Origin of the sequence: Microbulbifer sp. ARAS458-1 (assembly GCF_045348205.1) — a bacterium.
Lineage (GTDB): Bacteria > Pseudomonadota > Gammaproteobacteria > Pseudomonadales > Cellvibrionaceae > Microbulbifer.
In genome coordinates this window covers 2612384-2629999 of record NZ_CP155838.1, presented here as the reverse complement: position 1 = coordinate 2629999, position 17616 = coordinate 2612384, and the positions used below count along the sequence as shown (strand labels likewise).

At 55.6% G+C, this 17616-nt stretch carries 18 protein-coding genes; 8 read left to right on the top strand and 10 right to left on the bottom strand.

Going from position 1 to position 17616, the window contains the following annotated elements; translation table 11 throughout:
- Positions 1-99: 99 nt before the first annotated feature.
- The 9 genes from zigA to AAFH99_RS10835 all read right to left on the bottom strand — a co-directional run bounded on the left by zigA (position 100) and on the right by AAFH99_RS10835 (position 8427).
- The gene (gene zigA / locus AAFH99_RS10875) at positions 100-1293 is read right to left on the bottom strand and encodes a zinc metallochaperone GTPase ZigA (RefSeq protein WP_406827740.1); all 1194 of its coding nucleotides are present in this window, start codon (positions 1291-1293) and stop codon (positions 100-102) included.
- Between the two features lie 66 nt (positions 1294-1359).
- Positions 1360-1590: a hypothetical protein gene (locus tag AAFH99_RS10870; protein WP_406827739.1), complete on the bottom strand. Its 231-nt coding sequence runs from the start codon at positions 1588-1590 to the stop codon at positions 1360-1362.
- Between the two features lie 30 nt (positions 1591-1620).
- A complete protein-coding gene (locus tag AAFH99_RS10865) occupies positions 1621-1773 on the bottom strand; it encodes an SEC-C metal-binding domain-containing protein (protein WP_081847895.1) in 153 nt (50 codons plus the stop codon).
- Positions 1774-1876: 103 nt separating this feature from the next.
- Complete coding sequence (gene folE2, locus AAFH99_RS10860; RefSeq protein WP_406827738.1) at positions 1877-2782, bottom strand: GTP cyclohydrolase FolE2; 906 nt, start codon at positions 2780-2782, stop codon at positions 1877-1879.
- A gap of 109 nt (positions 2783-2891) precedes the next feature.
- Positions 2892-4226, bottom strand: a complete 1335-nt coding sequence (locus AAFH99_RS10855; RefSeq protein WP_406827737.1) for a dihydroorotase — start codon at positions 4224-4226, stop codon at positions 2892-2894.
- Positions 4223-4648 (bottom strand): phosphoribosyl-AMP cyclohydrolase, encoded by a 426-nt coding sequence (gene hisI, locus AAFH99_RS10850; RefSeq protein WP_043316301.1) that lies wholly within the window; start codon positions 4646-4648, stop codon positions 4223-4225. Before hisI ends, AAFH99_RS10855 begins: the two co-directional genes overlap by 4 nt.
- A gap of 12 nt (positions 4649-4660) precedes the next feature.
- Complete coding sequence (locus AAFH99_RS10845) at positions 4661-5071, bottom strand: MerC domain-containing protein (protein WP_255875246.1); 411 nt, start codon at positions 5069-5071, stop codon at positions 4661-4663.
- A 60-nt stretch (positions 5072-5131) separates the two neighbouring features.
- Positions 5132-7621 carry a TonB-dependent receptor gene (locus tag AAFH99_RS10840; protein ID WP_406827736.1) on the bottom strand — a complete coding sequence of 830 codons (2490 nt, stop codon included), beginning with the start codon at positions 7619-7621 and terminating at the stop codon, positions 5132-5134.
- 29 nt (positions 7622-7650) lie between these two features.
- Positions 7651-8427: a DUF1826 domain-containing protein gene (locus AAFH99_RS10835; RefSeq protein WP_406827735.1), complete on the bottom strand. Its 777-nt coding sequence runs from the start codon at positions 8425-8427 to the stop codon at positions 7651-7653.
- 209 nt (positions 8428-8636) lie between these two features.
- On the opposite strand from AAFH99_RS10835, the gene AAFH99_RS10830 reads away from it, so the two are divergent.
- A complete protein-coding gene (locus AAFH99_RS10830) occupies positions 8637-8957 on the top strand; it encodes a nuclear transport factor 2 family protein (RefSeq protein ID WP_406827734.1) in 321 nt (106 codons plus the stop codon).
- A gap of 120 nt (positions 8958-9077) precedes the next feature.
- On the opposite strand, the gene AAFH99_RS10825 is transcribed toward AAFH99_RS10830, so the two are convergent.
- The gene (locus AAFH99_RS10825; RefSeq protein WP_406827733.1) at positions 9078-9578 is read right to left on the bottom strand and encodes a DUF3299 domain-containing protein; all 501 of its coding nucleotides are present in this window, start codon (positions 9576-9578) and stop codon (positions 9078-9080) included.
- Positions 9579-10072: 494 nt separating this feature from the next.
- On the opposite strand from AAFH99_RS10825, the gene AAFH99_RS10820 reads away from it, so the two are divergent.
- From AAFH99_RS10820 to AAFH99_RS10790, 7 genes are all read left to right on the top strand, one after another.
- Complete coding sequence (locus AAFH99_RS10820; protein ID WP_406827732.1) at positions 10073-11749, top strand: peptide ABC transporter substrate-binding protein; 1677 nt, start codon at positions 10073-10075, stop codon at positions 11747-11749.
- A 100-nt stretch (positions 11750-11849) separates the two neighbouring features.
- Positions 11850-12773 (top strand): oligopeptide ABC transporter permease OppB, encoded by a 924-nt coding sequence (gene oppB / locus AAFH99_RS10815; RefSeq protein ID WP_406827731.1) that lies wholly within the window; start codon positions 11850-11852, stop codon positions 12771-12773.
- Positions 12774-12788: 15 nt separating this feature from the next.
- A complete protein-coding gene (oppC, locus tag AAFH99_RS10810; RefSeq protein WP_043316311.1) occupies positions 12789-13697 on the top strand; it encodes an oligopeptide ABC transporter permease OppC in 909 nt (302 codons plus the stop codon).
- Between the two features lie 10 nt (positions 13698-13707).
- Positions 13708-14685, top strand: coding sequence for an oligopeptide ABC transporter ATP-binding protein OppD (gene oppD / locus AAFH99_RS10805; protein ID WP_406827730.1), 978 nt, complete (start codon positions 13708-13710; stop codon positions 14683-14685).
- A complete protein-coding gene (oppF, locus tag AAFH99_RS10800; RefSeq protein ID WP_406827729.1) occupies positions 14685-15710 on the top strand; it encodes a murein tripeptide/oligopeptide ABC transporter ATP binding protein OppF in 1026 nt (341 codons plus the stop codon). The genes oppD and oppF overlap by 1 nt, the downstream gene beginning before the upstream one ends.
- A complete protein-coding gene (locus AAFH99_RS10795) occupies positions 15707-16402 on the top strand; it encodes an ABC transporter ATP-binding protein (RefSeq protein WP_043316316.1) in 696 nt (231 codons plus the stop codon). Before oppF ends, AAFH99_RS10795 begins: the two co-directional genes overlap by 4 nt.
- Positions 16392-17606, top strand: a complete 1215-nt coding sequence (locus AAFH99_RS10790; RefSeq protein ID WP_406827728.1) for an ABC transporter permease — start codon at positions 16392-16394, stop codon at positions 17604-17606. Before AAFH99_RS10795 ends, AAFH99_RS10790 begins: the two co-directional genes overlap by 11 nt.
- The last annotated feature ends 10 nt before the right edge of the window (positions 17607-17616 follow it).

Below are 17616 nucleotides of genomic sequence, written 5' to 3'. Positions count from 1 at the left end.
TTGAACGTAAAAAGCGGGCCCAATGGCCCGCTTTCTTGCTTTTACTTTCTACTAAAATGTCCGGTACCGTTTGATGCGAATCACCATAATAGTGATGCATTAATCCCATGCAGGAAACGGGTCAGGCATGGTACGCCAGACTATTTCACCTGCGTCCATCTCATGGTCATTCAGCAGGCACTCATCCAGTCGCCCCCTTATCCATTCTTCAGGAAGGTTCTGACCAATAAACACCAGCTCCTGACGGCGATCGCCAAAGGGCTCTTCCCAATTCTCGAGAATATACTGTTGCTGTTCGGTATTTTCCGGCCATTCATTCCGTGGTACTGCCGCCCAGAAATAGCCGGCTGCACCGTGCTGGGCGATTCCGCCGGCCTGGCTCCAGGTGCCCGCATAGTGGGGGCGGCTGGCCAACCAGAAATAACCTTTTGAACGCAACAGGCGTCCGCTCAACTGGGGGTCATTAAAAAAGTCGAATAGTCGCTGCGGGTGGAAAGGGCGGCGCGCTCGGTAGGCAAAGCTACTGATACCGTATTCCTCGGTTTCAGGCGTATGCTCGCCATGCATTTCTTTAAGCCAGCCCGGTGCCTGTTGTGCCTGCTCGAAGTCAAACTTGCCGGTCATCAATACTTTTTCAATAGGCACATTGCCTTTTTGCATCGGCACAATTTCCGCGCGGGGGTTGAGGCTCCGGAGGACGGCCTTTAGTTCCTCGAGTTGATCGCTGCTTATGAGGTCGACCTTGCTGATCAACAGGATGTCACAGAACTCAATCTGATCCACCAGCAAATCCGCCACATTGCGCTCATCCTCGTCGCTGAGGTATTCACCGGCTTCTTTCAGGGGCTCCGCTGTGTGATAGTCCTTGAGGAAGTTTGCGCCGTCCACCACGGTGACCATGGTATCCAGGCGTGCAACTTCAGACAGGCTCTGTCCATCTTCATCAGCGAAGGTAAATGTCTCAGCCACCGGCAGGGGCTCAGAAATACCGGTGGACTCGATGACGAGGCAATCGAAACGGCCTTCTTTCGCCAGCTTGGTGACCTCGACCAGCAGATCTTCCCGTAGAGTGCAGCAAATACAACCGTTGCTCATCTCCACCAGTTTTTCTTCAGTGCGGTTTAACTGCACCTCATTGTTCACGAGCGCTGCGTCAATGTTGACTTCGCTCATGTCGTTCACGATAACCGCCACGCGCATATCCGCGCGGTTGTTGAGGATCTGATTGAGCAGCGTCGTTTTTCCGGCGCCGAGAAAACCGGATAATACCGTCACTGGTAATTGCGTAGTCATTGGAGTGACTCCAAATAAGATAGGGTAAAAAGCGCTAGGGTTTTGTTGCCCAGCAGCACTTTGGATTTACAGGCTGGGGTGCTTTATTTCTTCACTCGCGCGCACAAACCACTCGAGTGTGCGCTGTCGTCGCGCCTCACCATACAGCTCGACGAAGCGCTTGGTCATGTAATCCGACTCGTTCTTCAGTGACGTTATGCGGCTGTTTATAAAGGCTTCTGTCAGTTCCAGACCACAGGTGACCGTGATGCAATGCCGCCACTCTTGATAGTTCTGCGGAATAAATATGGCTTCCAAAAATAATTCCTTCTTTTGTCAATGCTTGTTTCAACCCAAAATATTCTTTCCACAGCACTTCTTGAACTTCCGGCCGTTTCCACAAGGGCAGGGGTCATTGCGCCCAACCTTGGGTGTGGAACGTGTGACGGGTGCTTGCGGCGCGCAACACCTTTCATTGCTACAGCAACTCGCCGATTCCATGTCTTGCTCTCTAGTGGAATGGTCTTAATGCATCGAACATAGGTCTTTCACTTCTCGGTTGTTGACCCGCACTCGTGGCACAGTTCAAATAATTTAGAGGGGATTAATCGATACAAGCCTTTCGATCGATCACTACAGCGTTGTGCGCATGGAGGCTTTCCTGATGCTCAACCTTGAACCAGTAGTCTTTTACCCAGGTCGACTGCTCCAGTACCGCTTTGATTTTTCGAGCCGCATCTTCGCAAAACATCAGGTTATTCGCGTTCAGGCGCGCGAATTCCTGTTCATCGCTGCGCTTGACCATGGTCTGAACCGGCGTCCCGATCACGTCCTCGAAATTGAAAATGAGTGAAGACAGGGTTGGCCAGCCATTGTCGCCCAATGTCAGGTTCAAATAGGCGTAGGAACGCTGGCTATGGGGCGTGGCGACACTCGCGGCCTGTACACGTGTCAATAGCTCCTGCTTCTCTACCTGATCGCTCGTAAACGATTTGTCCAGCGCTTCAGCCAGCAGTTGTCGAGAAAGTGCCGCGGAACAGGGACAGGTACTGGAATAGGGGATAGTTACCTGCAACCCATAGTCATAGACACCATTGCAACATTGACCACTGATCGCAACACGATAGGTCTGGTAGCCGGTCTCGTTACTCAACAGCGAAGTTTTGGGCAGCAGCAGGTCGAAAGCCAGATCAATTTTTGCGCTTTGGCTGATTCCCGACTGAGAGTGGACCATTTTCCCCAGAAGTGTATCCAGGCCTTCTTTGTCACAAGTGGTGGCGGCCAGCTCGTTGAGGATCGCATGTAGCCGCGACATATGAATGCCTTTCTCGGCGGCATCGTCGAGGCTGACATATACATTCGCTGTGGCGGCAACCACCTGCTCCTGGCTTCCAGCCAGTGAGAGAGTAAGGGGAACGGCGATACCTTCCATGCCAACCCACTGCAACGGGTAGGCTCCCGTTTCAATCTGGGTTTTGGCGATATCGGGGAGGGATCCGGTAAACTGCATGTAACTCTTGCCTAAATCTGAAGATTCAAAAGACTCTAAGCCCGTCAACGATGTGTTGAGGGGCCTTGGTGTGCCACCGTTGCTCTATGGGTGTTTGAAGCACGGGTTCTTAGCGGTCAAAAGAAAGGGGCATCGCCGCTATCTCAGCTGCGGCAATACCATCGCTGCTGTAGACCTGTCGGCCATTGACCCAGGTGCCAACAATGTGCGAAGAAAAATCGTGTCCCGCAAACGGTGACCAGCCGCAGTGATATATGGTGTTCTCGTTGGATACCGAGGAAGCGGTGTCTGGATCGACCAGTACCAAGTCGGCAAAGTACCCTTCGCGGAGGTAACCTCGGCCAATCACGCCATAGCGAATCGCGGGGTTGTGCGCCGTTTTTTCGACAACCTGCGCCATACTCATACGTCCGTGTTTCACGTGGTCCATCAAGGTCAGCAGGGCATGTTGCACCAGGGGCAGTCCTGCGGGTGCCTGTTCGTAATCTACCTGCTTTTCCTCCCACGTATGGGGCGCATGGTCGGTAGCAATAATGTCGATCTGATTGCTATGTAACGCCTGGATCAAAGCATCGCGATCGCGCTGGCTTTTGATGGACGGGTTACATTTGATCAGGTTGCCGAGACGCGGGTAATCCTCGTCGGAAAACCACAAGTGATGTACGCAGGCTTCTGCGGTGATTTGCTTACCTTGAACCGGCCCGGGCTCAAAAAGAGCCAACTCCTTTTCCGTGGTGATATGCAATACATGTAATTGACTACCGTATCTCTTCGCCAAATCAACCGCGTAGGAAGATGACGCAAAACAAGCATCGGTATCACGTAGCGTTGGGTGATCTTCGATCGTCAGCACCGATTTAGAGCGCCGTAATACCTCGTGGTTTTGACGAATGATCGGGCTGCTTTCACAGTGGGTAGCGATCAGCGCTGGCGACTCGCGGAAAATCGCGTCCAGCGCTTCGGGGTGCTCTACCAGAAGGTCGCCCGTAGAGGCACCCATAAAGACTTTTACACCACTGTGCCTGGCCGGATCGAGCCGCTTGATCTGTTCGAGATTGTCCTCTGTAGCGCCCAGGTAGAATGCGAAATTGGCGGCCGAACTCGTGGCAGCTATCGCGTACTTGTCTTCGAGAGCTTCAATGGTGGTGGTGGCGGGGTTTACATTTGGCATTTCCATATAGCTGGTAATGCCGCCGGCAACCGCTGCTCGGGATTCGCTGGCGATAGTGCCTTTGTGGGTAAGGCCGGGCTCCCGAAAGTGCACCTGGTCGTCGATCATGCCCGGCAGCAGATAGGCGCCGCCTGCGTCGATCACGCGATCACCGGGCGTTGCGGCGATTTCCGCGCAAATTTTTGCGATCCGTTCGCCGACAATACGAACATCCGCATCGATCACATCGCCTTCGTTGACCAATCGCGCATGCTTAATCAATGTCGAGGTCATACGGATACAGGATCTCCGGTTACCCAGATTTTTCGCTGCTCCGAATCGACCTGCAGGTAAAAACAAGACCGACGTCCAGTATGGCAGGCGGCGCCTTGCTGCTCTACCTGGCAGAGCACCACATCGCCATCACAATCGAAGGCCATGGAAACCAGGGATTGCACATGGCCGCTGGTCTCGCCCTTGACCCACAACTGCTCGCGACTCCGGGACCAGTAGGTAACGCGCTGGGTCTCTATGGTGGCAAGCAGGGACTCTTTGTTCATCCAGGCGAACATCAGAACCGTTTTGCTCTGCGCATCCTGAGTAATGACCGGGATCAATCCCTGCTCATTAAATGCCAACTGCTCGATCACATCGTGTAGCGCCAGAGGGGCATCCTTGGGGTGCGTTTCGAGCGCGATAAAATAATCCCGTAGCATCGCCTGTCTCGCTTAACCGTTACTGGAGGTGGGGCAGGCGCAGTCAGAGGGCTGCTGGCACAGGCGGTAATTCCACAGGTGTCCAAATGCTACCAGGCTGGCACCGGCAACCGTCAGCAGCTTCTCACCTAGTTCTCCGGCAGACTCACCCAGAAGAACCGCGGTGGCGAGTAATCCCAGGCCGGCTCCGCCCAGCACAACAACGCGGTAACGCTTGTGTTGCTTACACCCCATGGTCAGGGCGTACACACTGGTGGGTATAACTGCCAGCACCATCCACAGGTGGAAGGCCTCATTATCGAGGCCTAGCGCCGCCATGCTGGGCACCAGTGCCAGTACCAGCGGCAACGCCAGGCAGTGGATGGTACACATTGCAGATAGACCAATGGCGATCTTGTCTGTCGCTGCTGTTGTCGGTTTCATTACTACTTTTTCCTTTTCCCTGACCTGGGCTCAGGTCAAATTCGAGAAATATTTAATCGTTCAGAAAGTGCCGCGCATACCAAGGCTGAAACTACGGCCCGGAAGCGGGGCGCGGTCTTTCAGGAAGGAAGCGTGTACACGGGCTTCTTCGTCGGTGAGATTGTGACCTTTCAGGAATACGGTCATGTCACCGAAGTTGCTGGCGAAGGTATAGCCCAGCTCTGCGTCCACCAGGGTGTAGCCATCGGTAGCCGTTTCCAGATCCGCCACTTTGTCCTGCTCAAAATAGTGGGAAGCACCGAAAGCGGCTTCCCAGCCATTGTGGGCGTAGGCCAGTTGTCCACCGAGACGTACTGGAGGAATCCGCGGGAGATTACCGCCATCCTTAAGTTTGCCGCGGATGCTGTCGCCCCACAGGGTCAGGGTAAAGGGCTCGGAGAACTGCCACGCCATTTGTGCTTCCATACCGTAGAGCACGCTGTCTGCCTGCTCGAAGACATACACGGGTAGGGCGACGTGGTCGTGGGCATGTTCGTGCTCTTCACCTTCTTCATGCGCATGTTCATCATGGTCATGCTCTTCATGAGCGTGCGACTCGAAATCTTCGCTGGTAAAACCAGTGTCGCGCTCGTAGAAGAAGTTGCCCACCTGGTTATAGAACAGATTTACCACCCAGCCGATGTCGCCGGAGTGCTTGCGCAGGCTCAGATCGAGGTTGTTGGAAACTTCTTCTTCAACAGCGTTGCCGTAATCGAAATGGGGTTCGTCGGTAACGTGCAGGTCAAACAGTGCACCCACCTCAAAGCTATCGGTGCCGATATGTGGTCCATAAGAGAATAGTTCTGACGCGCTGGGTGCACGTTGAGCGTGGGTCACAGATAAGCCGGCGTTGTAGTCTGCGGCAAAATCCCACACCACACCTGCGGACACGCTGTAAGGTGTGAAATCGAGCTCGTCGAATTCCAGCAACGCACGCTCTTCGTGCTCGTGCTCGTGCTCTTCCCCTTCGTGTTCTTCATCGTGCTCATGCTCATGAGACTCCCAGGCAATGGGATCGGCCTCGATGGTGACCTTTTCGACACGGGCGCCGAGCTGCCACAGGAAATCACCCATGTGCTTTTCCTGCATCAGAGCAATCGCGAGTGTGTCAGTACGACTGGGCGAGGTGAAAGCCTCTTCGCCAACTGCGGAGAAATCACTGGACTTACCTTCAATAGAGACGGCACCGCGCCAGCCGGACATTTCCTGCAGCAACAGATCCACACGGGCCTGCACCGTCTCGTTCTGGAACAAGGTGCCAGTGGTGTTGTTCTCAATTTCAACATGTTTGTAATCGGTGTAGCCGATGCGCGTGTTCACGCCGCTCAACAGGTTGTTATCCAGGCTCAGTTCGCTGATCAGCTGCCAGCGGTCCTGCTTCAGATCGGAGAGCACTTCCGCTTCTTCCTCATGGGCGTGCTTCTCGGATTCTACGTATTCTTCCTCGTGCAGCTCTTCGCCGTGCTCGTCGTCCCCATGGGCATGGCTGTGACCAGGAATACCATTTACACGCTCCAGACGGCCATACGCCAAACCAATAAAACCGTTGTCCAGCAACCAACTACCGCCGAGGTTGAAGCCTTTGCTGTCCGAGGCACTGTTTTCCAGAATGCCAACACTGTGCTCTTCGTGTTCTCCATGCGCCTCTTCTTCATGGTCATGGTCGGACTCAAGTTCAGCAGCGCCAGGAATTTCGTAGTTATCTCCCTTGCGCGTAAAACCGTCCACATGAAACGCAAACTGCTCGCCGCCCCCGGTATACGCAAAGGAAGCGTCTTCCTCGCTGTTTACGGTACTGTGCCCAAACTGAAAGGCGCCCTTGGACTCACTGGAAGCGGGTACGCGGTCATCAACCACGTTGACCACACCGCCAATGGCACCGGAGCCATAGAAGAGCATGGCGGGCCCGCGCAGAATTTCGATTTGCTCTGCGGTGAGCGCCTCTGTGGCCACCACGTGGTCCGGACCGACGCGGGACGCATCACTCACATCCAGGCTGTTCTGGGTGATCAGCACGCGGGGGCCGCTCAGTCCGCGAATAACCGGGCTGCTGGCCACAGGCCCGAAATAAGTCGAATGCACGCCGACTTCGTTCTTGAGGGTTTCCCCCAGCGTTGCCGCCTGCTTGCGGCGCAGACTGTCACCGGCAAGTACGGTTACCGGCTGCGCAGATTCCATGGTGGAGGTGTGCAACGGCGTTGCGGTCACATCAATCTGCTCGATTGCTGAGCGACGCAGCGTGATAACCAATGGCGCCGCATCGCTATTCTCGAGACGCAGGGTCTGGTGACTGTAACCGGGTGCGTTAATATGCAGTTCGTTCGCTGCTCCGCTCGCCGTGTCGATCGAAAAACGGCCCTGTTCGTCGGTGCGGGTTTGCAACAGAGTACCCGTCACCTCTACCGCCGCACCGCTAATGGGGTTGCCGGCGGCATCGGTCACCTGGCCGGATAGGGCATTGGCCAGCCCGGAAATGGTCATCAGTGCGAGCGAGATCGCGGTTTTTTTCATTATCAGTCCTTGAAACAAATCGTTCAGAATCAGTCGTCAGAAGACGCAATGTCAAAGGTAAGAATCAGGCGCTGGCTGCCAGGCTCGACGGCTGGGGATCGGTGCACGAGACCCGCACCTTCATTGCCCGCCCACAGCTCGCCTTTCAGTAGTGCTACCTCGCCAGCAGCCAGTGACTGAATGGATTGAGTAAAGGGATAGAGGCCACTTTCCGCATCGCTGAGCCCACCGCTGCCGGCACCCAGCTTGGTGCGATCCAGCTGATCGTGGGGCAACCATTCAGTCGCCACACCGGAATATGTTGTGATCAGGCGGCAGGGCACCCGATCCACATGAAAGCGCGGGCACATGGTGTCGCTCAGCACACTCAGACGGATGCCAATGGCGCTCAGATCAAACAGGCAAGTGAACATATCGGCCAGCAGCTCGATATCCGCGCATAAATTCGGGAACGCATCGAGACCCGGTATCACGTCGCCCAGGTTTTGGATTTTTACCTTTGGCACCACCAGGCGATGACTGTTGAAGCCTTTTTGATTGAGGAAAGCCGCACATTCTTCAATGAGTGCCGGTTCCAGGCGGCGCTGCCATATGGACAGATGCACCTCATCCTCATAGATATCCGCAAATGCATCTGGGGTAGGGGTAAACGCCGCACGGCGGGATACTGGGGAGGCTGCGCGGTCCGGCTGTATGGAAGGCGCGATCCCGGCGCCCCCCACAACGTGAACTGGCGTGACTCGAGGTAGGTTGTTCTGGTCGACTGCCCCGTGAAAGGCCTTCTGGGCGACATTGACAGAGCTCATGAAACCCTCTTCCGGCATCTAAGCGCCTTACTTTCACATTTACGATACAACATATCATAATGGTCAGCGGACGTAGAAACAACAGAAACGTGTTCTACAGCTTGTAAGGTGTTCACCCGGCGAGCCAGCGCTTCGAAGCTGGCAGACAGCCAATAGGTAGGCGAACAGCCAGAAGAAACTACTCATGACGATTCGAGGAAGCTAGACCGATGGACCACAGCCCACGAGATATTTTGGACCAATGGATGCAGGCGGTTAATGGCGCGGACGTAGAGCGCCTGCTGAACCTGTATGACCCGCACGCCGTGCTGATCCCAACATTTTCAAACCGGATACTGAACACACCGGAAAAGCTGCGCGATTATTTTGAAAAGCTGGGAAGCCGTCCAGAGTTGAGCATTGCGCTCCACGAAAAGACCCTGACCGTCCAGGAAATGAAAAGTGACCAGTACACCCTGGGGGCATTTACAACTGGCGCTTCGCGGTTGACGGCGAACTGCTCAACTTCGAGGCGCGATTCAGCTATGTGATCGACCTCGCCAGCCCCAATCCGATTCTGCACCACCACTCATCGCAGATTCCACGCACACTGTAGTCTTTAGCCCAAAATGCGCGTACGCGCTCCCATTACGGGGTGCGCACGCCACGGTTTATTCTTCGTAGGCAGACACCCGCGCCACATTCATGGAGTAGGCCGCATTACCGCGCTCGGTATCTTCTGGCAGCGTGCGCAACTCTCCCTCGATGTACACCGGGTCGTAGAGAAATTCTACCTGGAACCCGTCGGGGAAGTTCGCGTAGATCACCTGGTTCGGCGGTGGTGGTGGCAGGTGCATACAGGCGCCGAAGTAGGGCACCAGCAGGAAACGGGTAATGGTCTGGTCGTCATCAAACTCCAACGGCACCACAAAGCCAGGAATGCGCACCTGCTGTTGATCGAACTCCGGCTTGATCTTGGCGGACTGGAGCGCCTGCTGGTAGCGCGCCATCTCGGCACTGGCGGGCCCATCAATGGTGAGAGGCTCTTCAGTAGGGAATACGTCTTCGTCGGAGCCCTCAGGGATCATTGCGTAGTAATCGGGCGGGTTGAGCAGGGCGTCCAGGTCTTCCTGGGGAATCAGTTCCTCCCATTTGACCTCCCGGTAGTCCACGGTTGCTTGCTCGGCCGACGCTGCCGGTTCGCCGGGGGCTGATATGTCAGCGTTAGGATCAGAGGCGACAGTCGTCTGAGCGTCGCTTGCGCGCTCCGCCTCGCGATTTTCATCACTACAGCCAACACCCAGTGAGGCTGCTAGTATGAGGGTGAACGATAGTGAACGGCCGGTTCTGTTGTTTCGATTGAGCATGGCGTGTAAATGTCTGATCTTTTACGATATGTTGCATCGTACAGCTTAGCTTCCCTGAAGGAAACGCCATAAAAGGTCGATGCAGCCAGTCGCGATTTCTGTCTGATTGGATTGGCAGTGATCTTGCAGAGTCGGTCTTTTCAGGCGCCATCGCGATATAAGCAAGCGCCAATGCAGTACCTGGCCACCCAAGCAGAACTTTTCGCGACATTTGCGGTATAAAGTCTAATCGGCGGGCTGATCGCCCGCAGAGCCAAGCACACAATAAACCAAGTTCCAAAAGAACAAATGAGTAATAAATGATGCGACGCAACCAATCTTCCCACTCTCGCCGTAGCTGGTATCTGGGGGCGCTTCTGACGGCCCTGTTTGGCCTTGCCGCCTGCGGTGGCCCCTCGGAGCCCAGCACAGACACCAGTACCCCCGCAGCAGCACTCGACCCAACCAAACTCGCCGCAGATCAGACACTGGTGCGCGGGGGCGGCTCAGAACCAGAATCCCTGGACCCGCACAAGATCTCCGGTACCGTCGAATCCGCACTATTGCGCGATCTGATGGAAACACTGGTAATTGCCGCTCCGGATGGCGGTGTCCGTCCGGCCGTCGCGGAAAGTTGGGAAACCACGGACAACCAGACCTATATCTTCAAGCTGCGTGATGATGCCAAATGGACCAATGGTGATCCGGTCACCGCCGACGACTTCGTCTTTTCCTGGCGTCGCCTGGTGGATCCGGCCACCGCTTCCAAATACGCCTGGTATCTCGCCGCCGCCAAGGTAAAGAATGCCCAGGACATCAGCGAGGGCAAGCAGCCGCCCGAGAATCTCGGGGTAGAGGCCCTGGACCCCAAGACTTTGAAGGTTTCTCTGGAAGCGCCGGTACCGTATTTTGTCTCCATGCTGGTACATGCCTCCACTTCACCGGTGCATCAGGCAACCGTGGAAAAATTTGGCGATCAGTGGACCCGGGTAGGGAACTACGTGGGTAACGGCGCCTTCAAGCTTACCGAGTGGGTAGTCAATGAACGTATCGAGTACGTGAAGAATGATCTTTACTGGGATGCGGCCAATGTAAAACTCGAGAAGGTGCGCAACCTGCCAATTGCCTCACCCAATGCGGAGCTGAAGCGCTACGAGGCCGGTGAAATCGACTTTGCTTACTCTATCCCCATCGAACATATCGGTCGCCTGAAAAAAGAGCGCGGGGACGAAGTCAAAACCACCCCCTACATCGGTACCTATTACTACGAATTCAACACCACACGCCCGCCGTTTGACGACGCACGCGTGCGCAAGGCACTGGCCTTCGCCATCGACCGTGACATCATGGCCTACAAGGTGATGGGGCGCGGCGAGGAGCCTTCATTCCATCTTACCCCCGGCGTGGTCAAGGGCTTTGACGTACCGCCGACGCCCTGGAGCCAGCTCGCTCAAGCGGATCGTGTCGCCAAGGCCAAGGCGCTGCTGGCGGAAGCCGGTTACACCGCGGACAACCCGCTCAAATTCAGCGTGCTGTACAACACCAATGACAACCACAAAAAAGTAGCCGTCGCCATCAGTGCCATGTGGAAACAGAACTTGCAGCATGTGGATGTCACCCTGGAAAACCAGGAGTGGAAGACCTACCTCTCCACCCGCGCCAATACCGATTTTGATATTGCCCGCGCCGGTTGGATTGGGGATTACAACGAACCGTCCACTATGCTGAAACTGTTGCTGACCGATGGCGGCAGTAACTACGCCAAATACAGCAACCCCTCCTACGACGCTTTACTGGCGAAAAGCTCCAAAGAAATGGATATGGGCAAGCGTGCGGAATACTACGCGCAGGCGGAAGAAATTCTCGCGGAAGATATGCCCATCGCGCCGATTTACCAGTACGTCATCCAGCATATGGTCAAGCCCCACGTGGGCGGCTACGCCGCTGATCCGCTGGATAACTACTACTCAAAAGATATGTGGATCATCGAGCACTAACCAAAAACCCGGAGCTTCAGAGCGGGCTCCGGGTATTTTTTAGCAGGGAAGCCATTCACAACAAGAACGTTACCAACAAAAGCTATAAAAGAAGTTCCATATGCTCCGATTTATCATCAAGCGCGTGCTGGAAGCCATTCCCACGCTGTTTATTCTGATTACGGTCTCCTTCTTCCTGATGCGCTTTGCGCCCGGCAATCCTTTCTCCGCTGAAATCACCATGACCCCAGAGGTGATGGCGAATATCGAGGCAAAATACGGTTTCGACAAGCCGGTCTACCAGCAGTACTTCAGCTATCTCGGTGGTCTGCTGCAGGGTGATCTCGGTCCATCCTTCAAATACAAAGACTTCAGTGTGAACGAGCTGGTGGCCCAGGCCTTGCCGGTCTCGGTCAAGATTGGCCTGTTTGCGTTTATTGTCGCGGTCACCTGCGGGGTGTGCTTCGGCACCATCGCCGCGCTGCGTCAGAACACCTGGCTCGACTACACCATCATGACCAGCGCCATGGCCGGAGTGGTGATACCCAGTTTTGTACTCGCTCCGTTACTGGTATTGATCTTCGCTATCTGGCTCGACTGGTTGCCCGCGGGTGGCTGGCACAATGGTGCGGCCCAGTATGTGGTGCTGCCGGTGCTGGGGATGTCCCTGTACTACATCGCGTCCATCTCCCGCATTATGCGCGGCAGCATGATTGAGGTCCTGAACTCCAATTTTATCCGTACCGCCAAAGCCAAGGGCCTGTCCGTGCCCTATATCATCGTGCGCCACGCACTGCGGCCGGCCATTTTGCCGGTGCTGTCCTATCTGGGGCCTGCGCTAGTGGGCATTATCACCGGCTCGGTGGTGATCGAGACCATTTTTGGTTTACCCGGAATCGGCCAGTTATTTGTCAATGGCGCCCTCAACCGCGACTACTCCATGGTATTGGGCCTGACCATTCTGGTCGGCGCGCTCACCATCACTTTCAATGCGATTGTCGACATTCTGTACGCAGTGGTCGACCCCAAAATCCGCTACGCGTAAGCTGAGGTCACTCTGATGTTATCGACTACTGCCAATAGAGAAGCGGTTGAAAACCTTTCTACACAGCTGGAAGTCAAAGGCCGCAGCTTGTGGGACGACGCGCGCCGCCGCTTTTTCAATAACCGCGCCGCCCTGACCAGCCTGATCATTCTTGCACTGGTCACGCTGTTTGTTTTTATCGGTCCGGCTTTGAGCCAGTTTGCGTTTGATGAAGTAGACTGGGGCGCAATGCACGCGGCACCTTCACTGGCCTCCGGCCACTACTTCGGCACCGACTCACTCGGCCGCGACCTGTTTGTACGTACCGCCATGGGCGGACGCATCTCGCTGATGGTGGGTGTGATGGGGGCACTGGTGGCGGTCCTGATTGGCACCCTCTACGGCGCCACCGCAGGCTTTGTCGGCGGTCGCACCGACCGTGTCATGATGCGTACGCTGGAAATTCTTTACTCTTTCCCGTTTATGTTCTTCGTCATCCTGCTGGTGACGTTCTTCGGTCGCAATATCCTGCTGATCTTTATCGCCATTGGCGCAGTCAGCTGGCTGGATATGGCGCGGATCGTGCGCGGTCAGACCCTGAGCATTAAAAGCAAGGAGTTCGTCGAGGCGGCCACCGTTTACGGGGTATCCAAGTGGGCCATGATTACCCGGCATATTGTTCCCAACGTACTGGGCATCGTCGCGGTGTATGCCACGCTGCTGGTGCCGCAGATGATCCTGTTCGAGTCCTTCCTCAGTTTCCTGGGACTGGGTGTTCAGGAACCCATGACCTCCTGGGGCTCACTGATGAACGAGGGCGCCCAGACCATGGAGATCGCCCTCTGGCAGTTGATTGTGCCCGCGCTCTTTATGGTGACGACCCTGTTCTGTTTCAATTTCATTGGTGACGGCCTGCGCGATGCGCTGGACCCGAAAGATCGCTAGAGAGGTACCCATGAGTTTACTGAATGTGAAAGACCTCCGCGTCGAGTTCACCACCCCGGAAGGGGCTGTTACCGCCGTCAATGACCTGAATTTCTCCCTCGACGCGGGAGAAACCCTTGGTATTGTCGGCGAATCCGGATCCGGTAAAACCCAGACTGTATTCGCGATGATGGGACTGCTGGCGAAGAATGGCATTGTCAGCGGCAGCGCCAATTTTAAAGGCCAGGAGATTCTGGGTTTGCCCGAACGCGAATTGAACCGGATTCGCGCCAACAAAATCGCAATGATTTTTCAGGACCCGATGACTTCGCTGAACCCCTATATGAAAGTGGGCAATCAACTGGCGGAGGTGCTGGTCAAACACAAGGGATTGAGCAAAGGGGACGCCCTTGTCGAAGCCAGGCAGATGCTCGATGCGGTAAAGATTCCAGAGGCACACAAACGCCTCAATATGTATCCCCACGAGTTCTCCGGGGGGATGCGCCAACGGGTGATGATTGCCATGGCGCTGCTCTGCCGGCCAGAACTGCTGATTGCCGATGAGCCCACCACCGCGCTTGATGTGACGGTTCAAGCGCAGATTCTGACGCTATTGAACGAGCTGAAGCGGGATTTCAATACCGCCATCATCATGATTACCCACGACCTCGGCGTGGTAGCCGGTGCCTGTGACAAGGTACTGGTCATGTATGCCGGGCGCACCATGGAGTACGGCAGCGCTGACGATATTTTCTATCGTCCAAGCCATCCGTACAGCGAGGGGCTGCTGCAGGCGATTCCTCGGCTTGATTCAGAAGAGGGTGCACTACCCACCATACCCGGCAATCCGCCCAACCTGCTCAATCTGCCCAGCGGCTGCCCATTTCAGGAACGCTGTCATCGGGTACAGGAGCACTGCCGCCAGCAGGCCCCCGCACTGACCGCTTTCGAGCAAACGCGCATGCGTGCCTGCCACGCGGATTTAGCCGAAATTCTGGAGGCCAGCTGATGCAGAATATACAACACACTGACAACGAAGTTTTGCTGGATGTACAGGCGCTTAAGGTGCACTTTTCCATCAAGCAGGAAAACGCCTGGCCGTGGACCAAACCCGCCAACCTGAAGGCGGTGAATGGTGTGGACCTGAAGCTCTATGCCGGAGAAACCCTCGGCATTGTGGGGGAATCTGGCTGCGGGAAATCGACTCTGGCGCGCGCCATTATCGGGCTTACCAAAGTGACCGATGGCAACGTTTTGTGGCTCGGCCAGGATCTCACCGCGCTGGATGAAAAATCCCTGCGCGCCACCCGCAAAGACATCCAGATGATCTTTCAGGATCCACTGGCCTCACTCAATCCGCGCATGACCATTGGCGATATTATTGCCGAACCATTGCGCACGCTGCGCCCCGATATCCCCAAGCCGGAGGTCGCTGAACGGGTGCAGGCAATGATGAAAAAGGTGGGGCTTCTGCCCAATCTGGTCAACCGCTACCCGCACGAATTTTCCGGTGGGCAATGCCAGCGCATCGGTATTGCCCGCGCACTGATTCTCGACCCGAAACTGATTATCTGCGATGAGCCAGTCTCTGCACTGGACGTTTCGATTCAGGCGCAGGTGGTCAACCTGCTCAAGCAACTGCAACGGGAAATGAACCTGTCGCTGATTTTTATTGCCCACGATCTGTCCGTGGTGAAGCACATCTCCGACCGTGTGATCGTCATGTATCTTGGCAATGCGGTAGAGGTTGGCACCAAGGACAAGCTCTTTGCCGGCCCCCGGCACCCATACACCCAGGCATTGATGTCTGCGGTGCCGATTCCGGACCCCAAAAAAGAAAAAGACAAACAGATTCAGTTACTCGAAGGGGATCTGCCTTCGCCGATCAATCCCCCAAGTGGCTGCGTCTTCCGCACCCGCTGCCCCCACGCAGCCGAGGTCTGCGCCGAACAGGTGCCGGTATTAAAAGGGGAAGCAGAGCATCAGAGTGCCTGCCTGCGCAATGGCGAATTACCGGTAGCAGCGGTGCCATGAAAGCCATCGCCGTCGCCATAGACAACCTCCGGTTTGCTTACGGGAACACGGCCCCTGTGCTGGACGTTGCCGATTGGCAAGTGCCGCAGGGAAGCCGCGTATTCCTGCGCGGTCCCTCCGGCTCCGGCAAATCCACGCTTCTGAACTTACTTTCGGGAACGTTGGTTGCAAAGAAAGGGGAGGGACAACTAGAGATTTTCGGGCAGTCACTGAATGCATTGAGTAATCGCGGACGCGACAAGTATCGCGCACAGCATATCGGTGTGGTATTTCAGCAGTTCAATCTGATTCCTTATCTCAGCGTGATGGATAATCTCCGCCTTGCGGCGCAGTTTGGCGGTGGCGGCGACGTGCGCGAACGGGCAGCAGCTTTGATTGCGCAGCTGAAGCTGCCCCATAACCTGCTACAACGCCCCGCAGAAGCACTCAGTGTGGGACAACAACAGCGCGTGGCCATTGCCCGCGCGCTCATCAACCAGCCTCAACTGTTACTCGTAGACGAACCCACGTCCGCACTGGACCGGGATGCCCGCGATGCGTTTGTACAGTTGCTGATGGAAAGCTACGCCGGCACGGAAAACACACTGATTTTTGTCAGTCACGACACGACATTGGCACAACACTTTGCAGTGACCGCCGATATGCGAGAACTGAACCAGGCCTGGCAACCGGAGGCCGTCGATGTTGCTTAAACTCGCCTGGCGCAGCCTGATGCATCGCCGCGGTAGTGTGCTTCTCGCGGTACTCTCGGTCGCAGTGAGCCTGACGGTACTTCTCGGGGTCGAACAGGTTCGCAACCAAGCGCGTGATAGCTTCAATCGCACCGTCTCTGGGGTAGACCTGATCGTCGGCGCGCGCACCGGCGAGATCAACCTTCTCTTGTACAGTGTATTTCGCATCGGCACACCCAGTAACAATATTTCCTGGCAGGCGTATCGCGATATAGCCGAGCAGCCACGCATTGCCTGGACGATTCCGATTTCCCTTGGTGATTCTCACCGCGGTTACCGGGTTGTGGGTACCAGCGATGACTTTTTCCGTCACTACCAATATGGCCAGAGCAGGGCGCTGACCTTTGCCAGTGGCCGCCCTTTCTCAGAAACACACGATGTGGTACTCGGTGCCGCAGTGGCACAACAGCTGAAATATGAACGGGGAGACTCCCTGGTGCTCGCACACGGGCTGGGAAGTACCAGCTTCAGCCACCACGAAGAGCACCCATTTATCATCAGCGGGATACTCGAAGCCACAGGCACTCCGGTGGATCGAGCCCTTTACATCAGTCTCGAAGGGATGGAAGCGGTACACAAACCCCACGCACAGGAACATACGGATCTGACACCCAGTAGTATTACTGCATTTATGCTCGGGCTGGTTTCCCGCGTGGCTACCTTTCAGCTACAGCGACAGATCAATCAGTACCGCGGCGAACCGCTACTTGCCATTTTGCCCGGCGTAGCGCTATCCCAGATGTGGCAAATGCTCGGTATGGTAGAGAAAATATTATTGTTGATCTCCGCCATGGTGGTTCTTGCAGCGTTGCTTGGCCTTTGCATCATGTTGCTTACATCCATGCGTGAACGGCGCAGGGAGATTGCATTGCTACGGGTGATTGGCGCGGGGCCGCTGCAATTGTTTTTGCTGATTCAGGCGGAGGCGCTATTGGTGGTACTGCTTGGGGCCGCAGGCGCATTTTCTGCGGTCTTGGCCGGTCAGTGGCTGTTGGAGCCATTGGTGAACGAGCGTTTTGGCATTTATCTGACCGCGACACCGCTAACAAGCGAAACCTTGAAGCTTGTCGGCGCAGTGCTTATCGCGACTCTCGCAATCGCCTCTGTACCTGCGTTCAGTGCATATCTAAAATCGATAAATAGTGGACTTCGTAGTACGGTTTAATCTATTTCAC

Bases quoted from the DNA above. Each gene is read 5' to 3' on its own strand.
- zigA (WP_406827740.1), bottom strand. From the start codon at position 1,293: ATGACTACGCAATTACCAGTGACGGTATTATCCGGTTTTCTCGGCGCC.
- AAFH99_RS10865 (WP_081847895.1), bottom strand. From the start codon at position 1,773: ATGGAATCGGCGAGTTGCTGTAGCAATGAAAGGTGTTGCGCGCCGCAA.
- folE2 (WP_406827738.1), bottom strand. From the start codon at position 2,782: ATGCAGTTTACCGGATCCCTCCCCGATATCGCCAAAACCCAGATTGAA.
- AAFH99_RS10855 (WP_406827737.1), bottom strand. From the start codon at position 4,226: ATGACCTCGACATTGATTAAGCATGCGCGATTGGTCAACGAAGGCGAT.
- hisI (WP_043316301.1), bottom strand. From the start codon at position 4,648: ATGCTACGGGATTATTTTATCGCGCTCGAAACGCACCCCAAGGATGCC.
- AAFH99_RS10845 (WP_255875246.1), bottom strand. From the start codon at position 5,071: ATGAAACCGACAACAGCAGCGACAGACAAGATCGCCATTGGTCTATCT.
- AAFH99_RS10840 (WP_406827736.1), bottom strand. From the start codon at position 7,621: ATGAAAAAAACCGCGATCTCGCTCGCACTGATGACCATTTCCGGGCTG.
- AAFH99_RS10835 (WP_406827735.1), bottom strand. From the start codon at position 8,427: ATGAGCTCTGTCAATGTCGCCCAGAAGGCCTTTCACGGGGCAGTCGAC.
- AAFH99_RS10830 (WP_406827734.1), top strand. From the start codon at position 8,637: ATGGACCACAGCCCACGAGATATTTTGGACCAATGGATGCAGGCGGTT.
- AAFH99_RS10820 (WP_406827732.1), top strand. From the start codon at position 10,073: ATGATGCGACGCAACCAATCTTCCCACTCTCGCCGTAGCTGGTATCTG.
- oppB (WP_406827731.1), top strand. From the start codon at position 11,850: ATGCTCCGATTTATCATCAAGCGCGTGCTGGAAGCCATTCCCACGCTG.
- oppC (WP_043316311.1), top strand. From the start codon at position 12,789: ATGTTATCGACTACTGCCAATAGAGAAGCGGTTGAAAACCTTTCTACA.
- oppD (WP_406827730.1), top strand. From the start codon at position 13,708: ATGAGTTTACTGAATGTGAAAGACCTCCGCGTCGAGTTCACCACCCCG.
- oppF (WP_406827729.1), top strand. From the start codon at position 14,685: ATGCAGAATATACAACACACTGACAACGAAGTTTTGCTGGATGTACAG.
- AAFH99_RS10795 (WP_043316316.1), top strand. From the start codon at position 15,707: ATGAAAGCCATCGCCGTCGCCATAGACAACCTCCGGTTTGCTTACGGG.
- AAFH99_RS10790 (WP_406827728.1), top strand. From the start codon at position 16,392: ATGTTGCTTAAACTCGCCTGGCGCAGCCTGATGCATCGCCGCGGTAGT.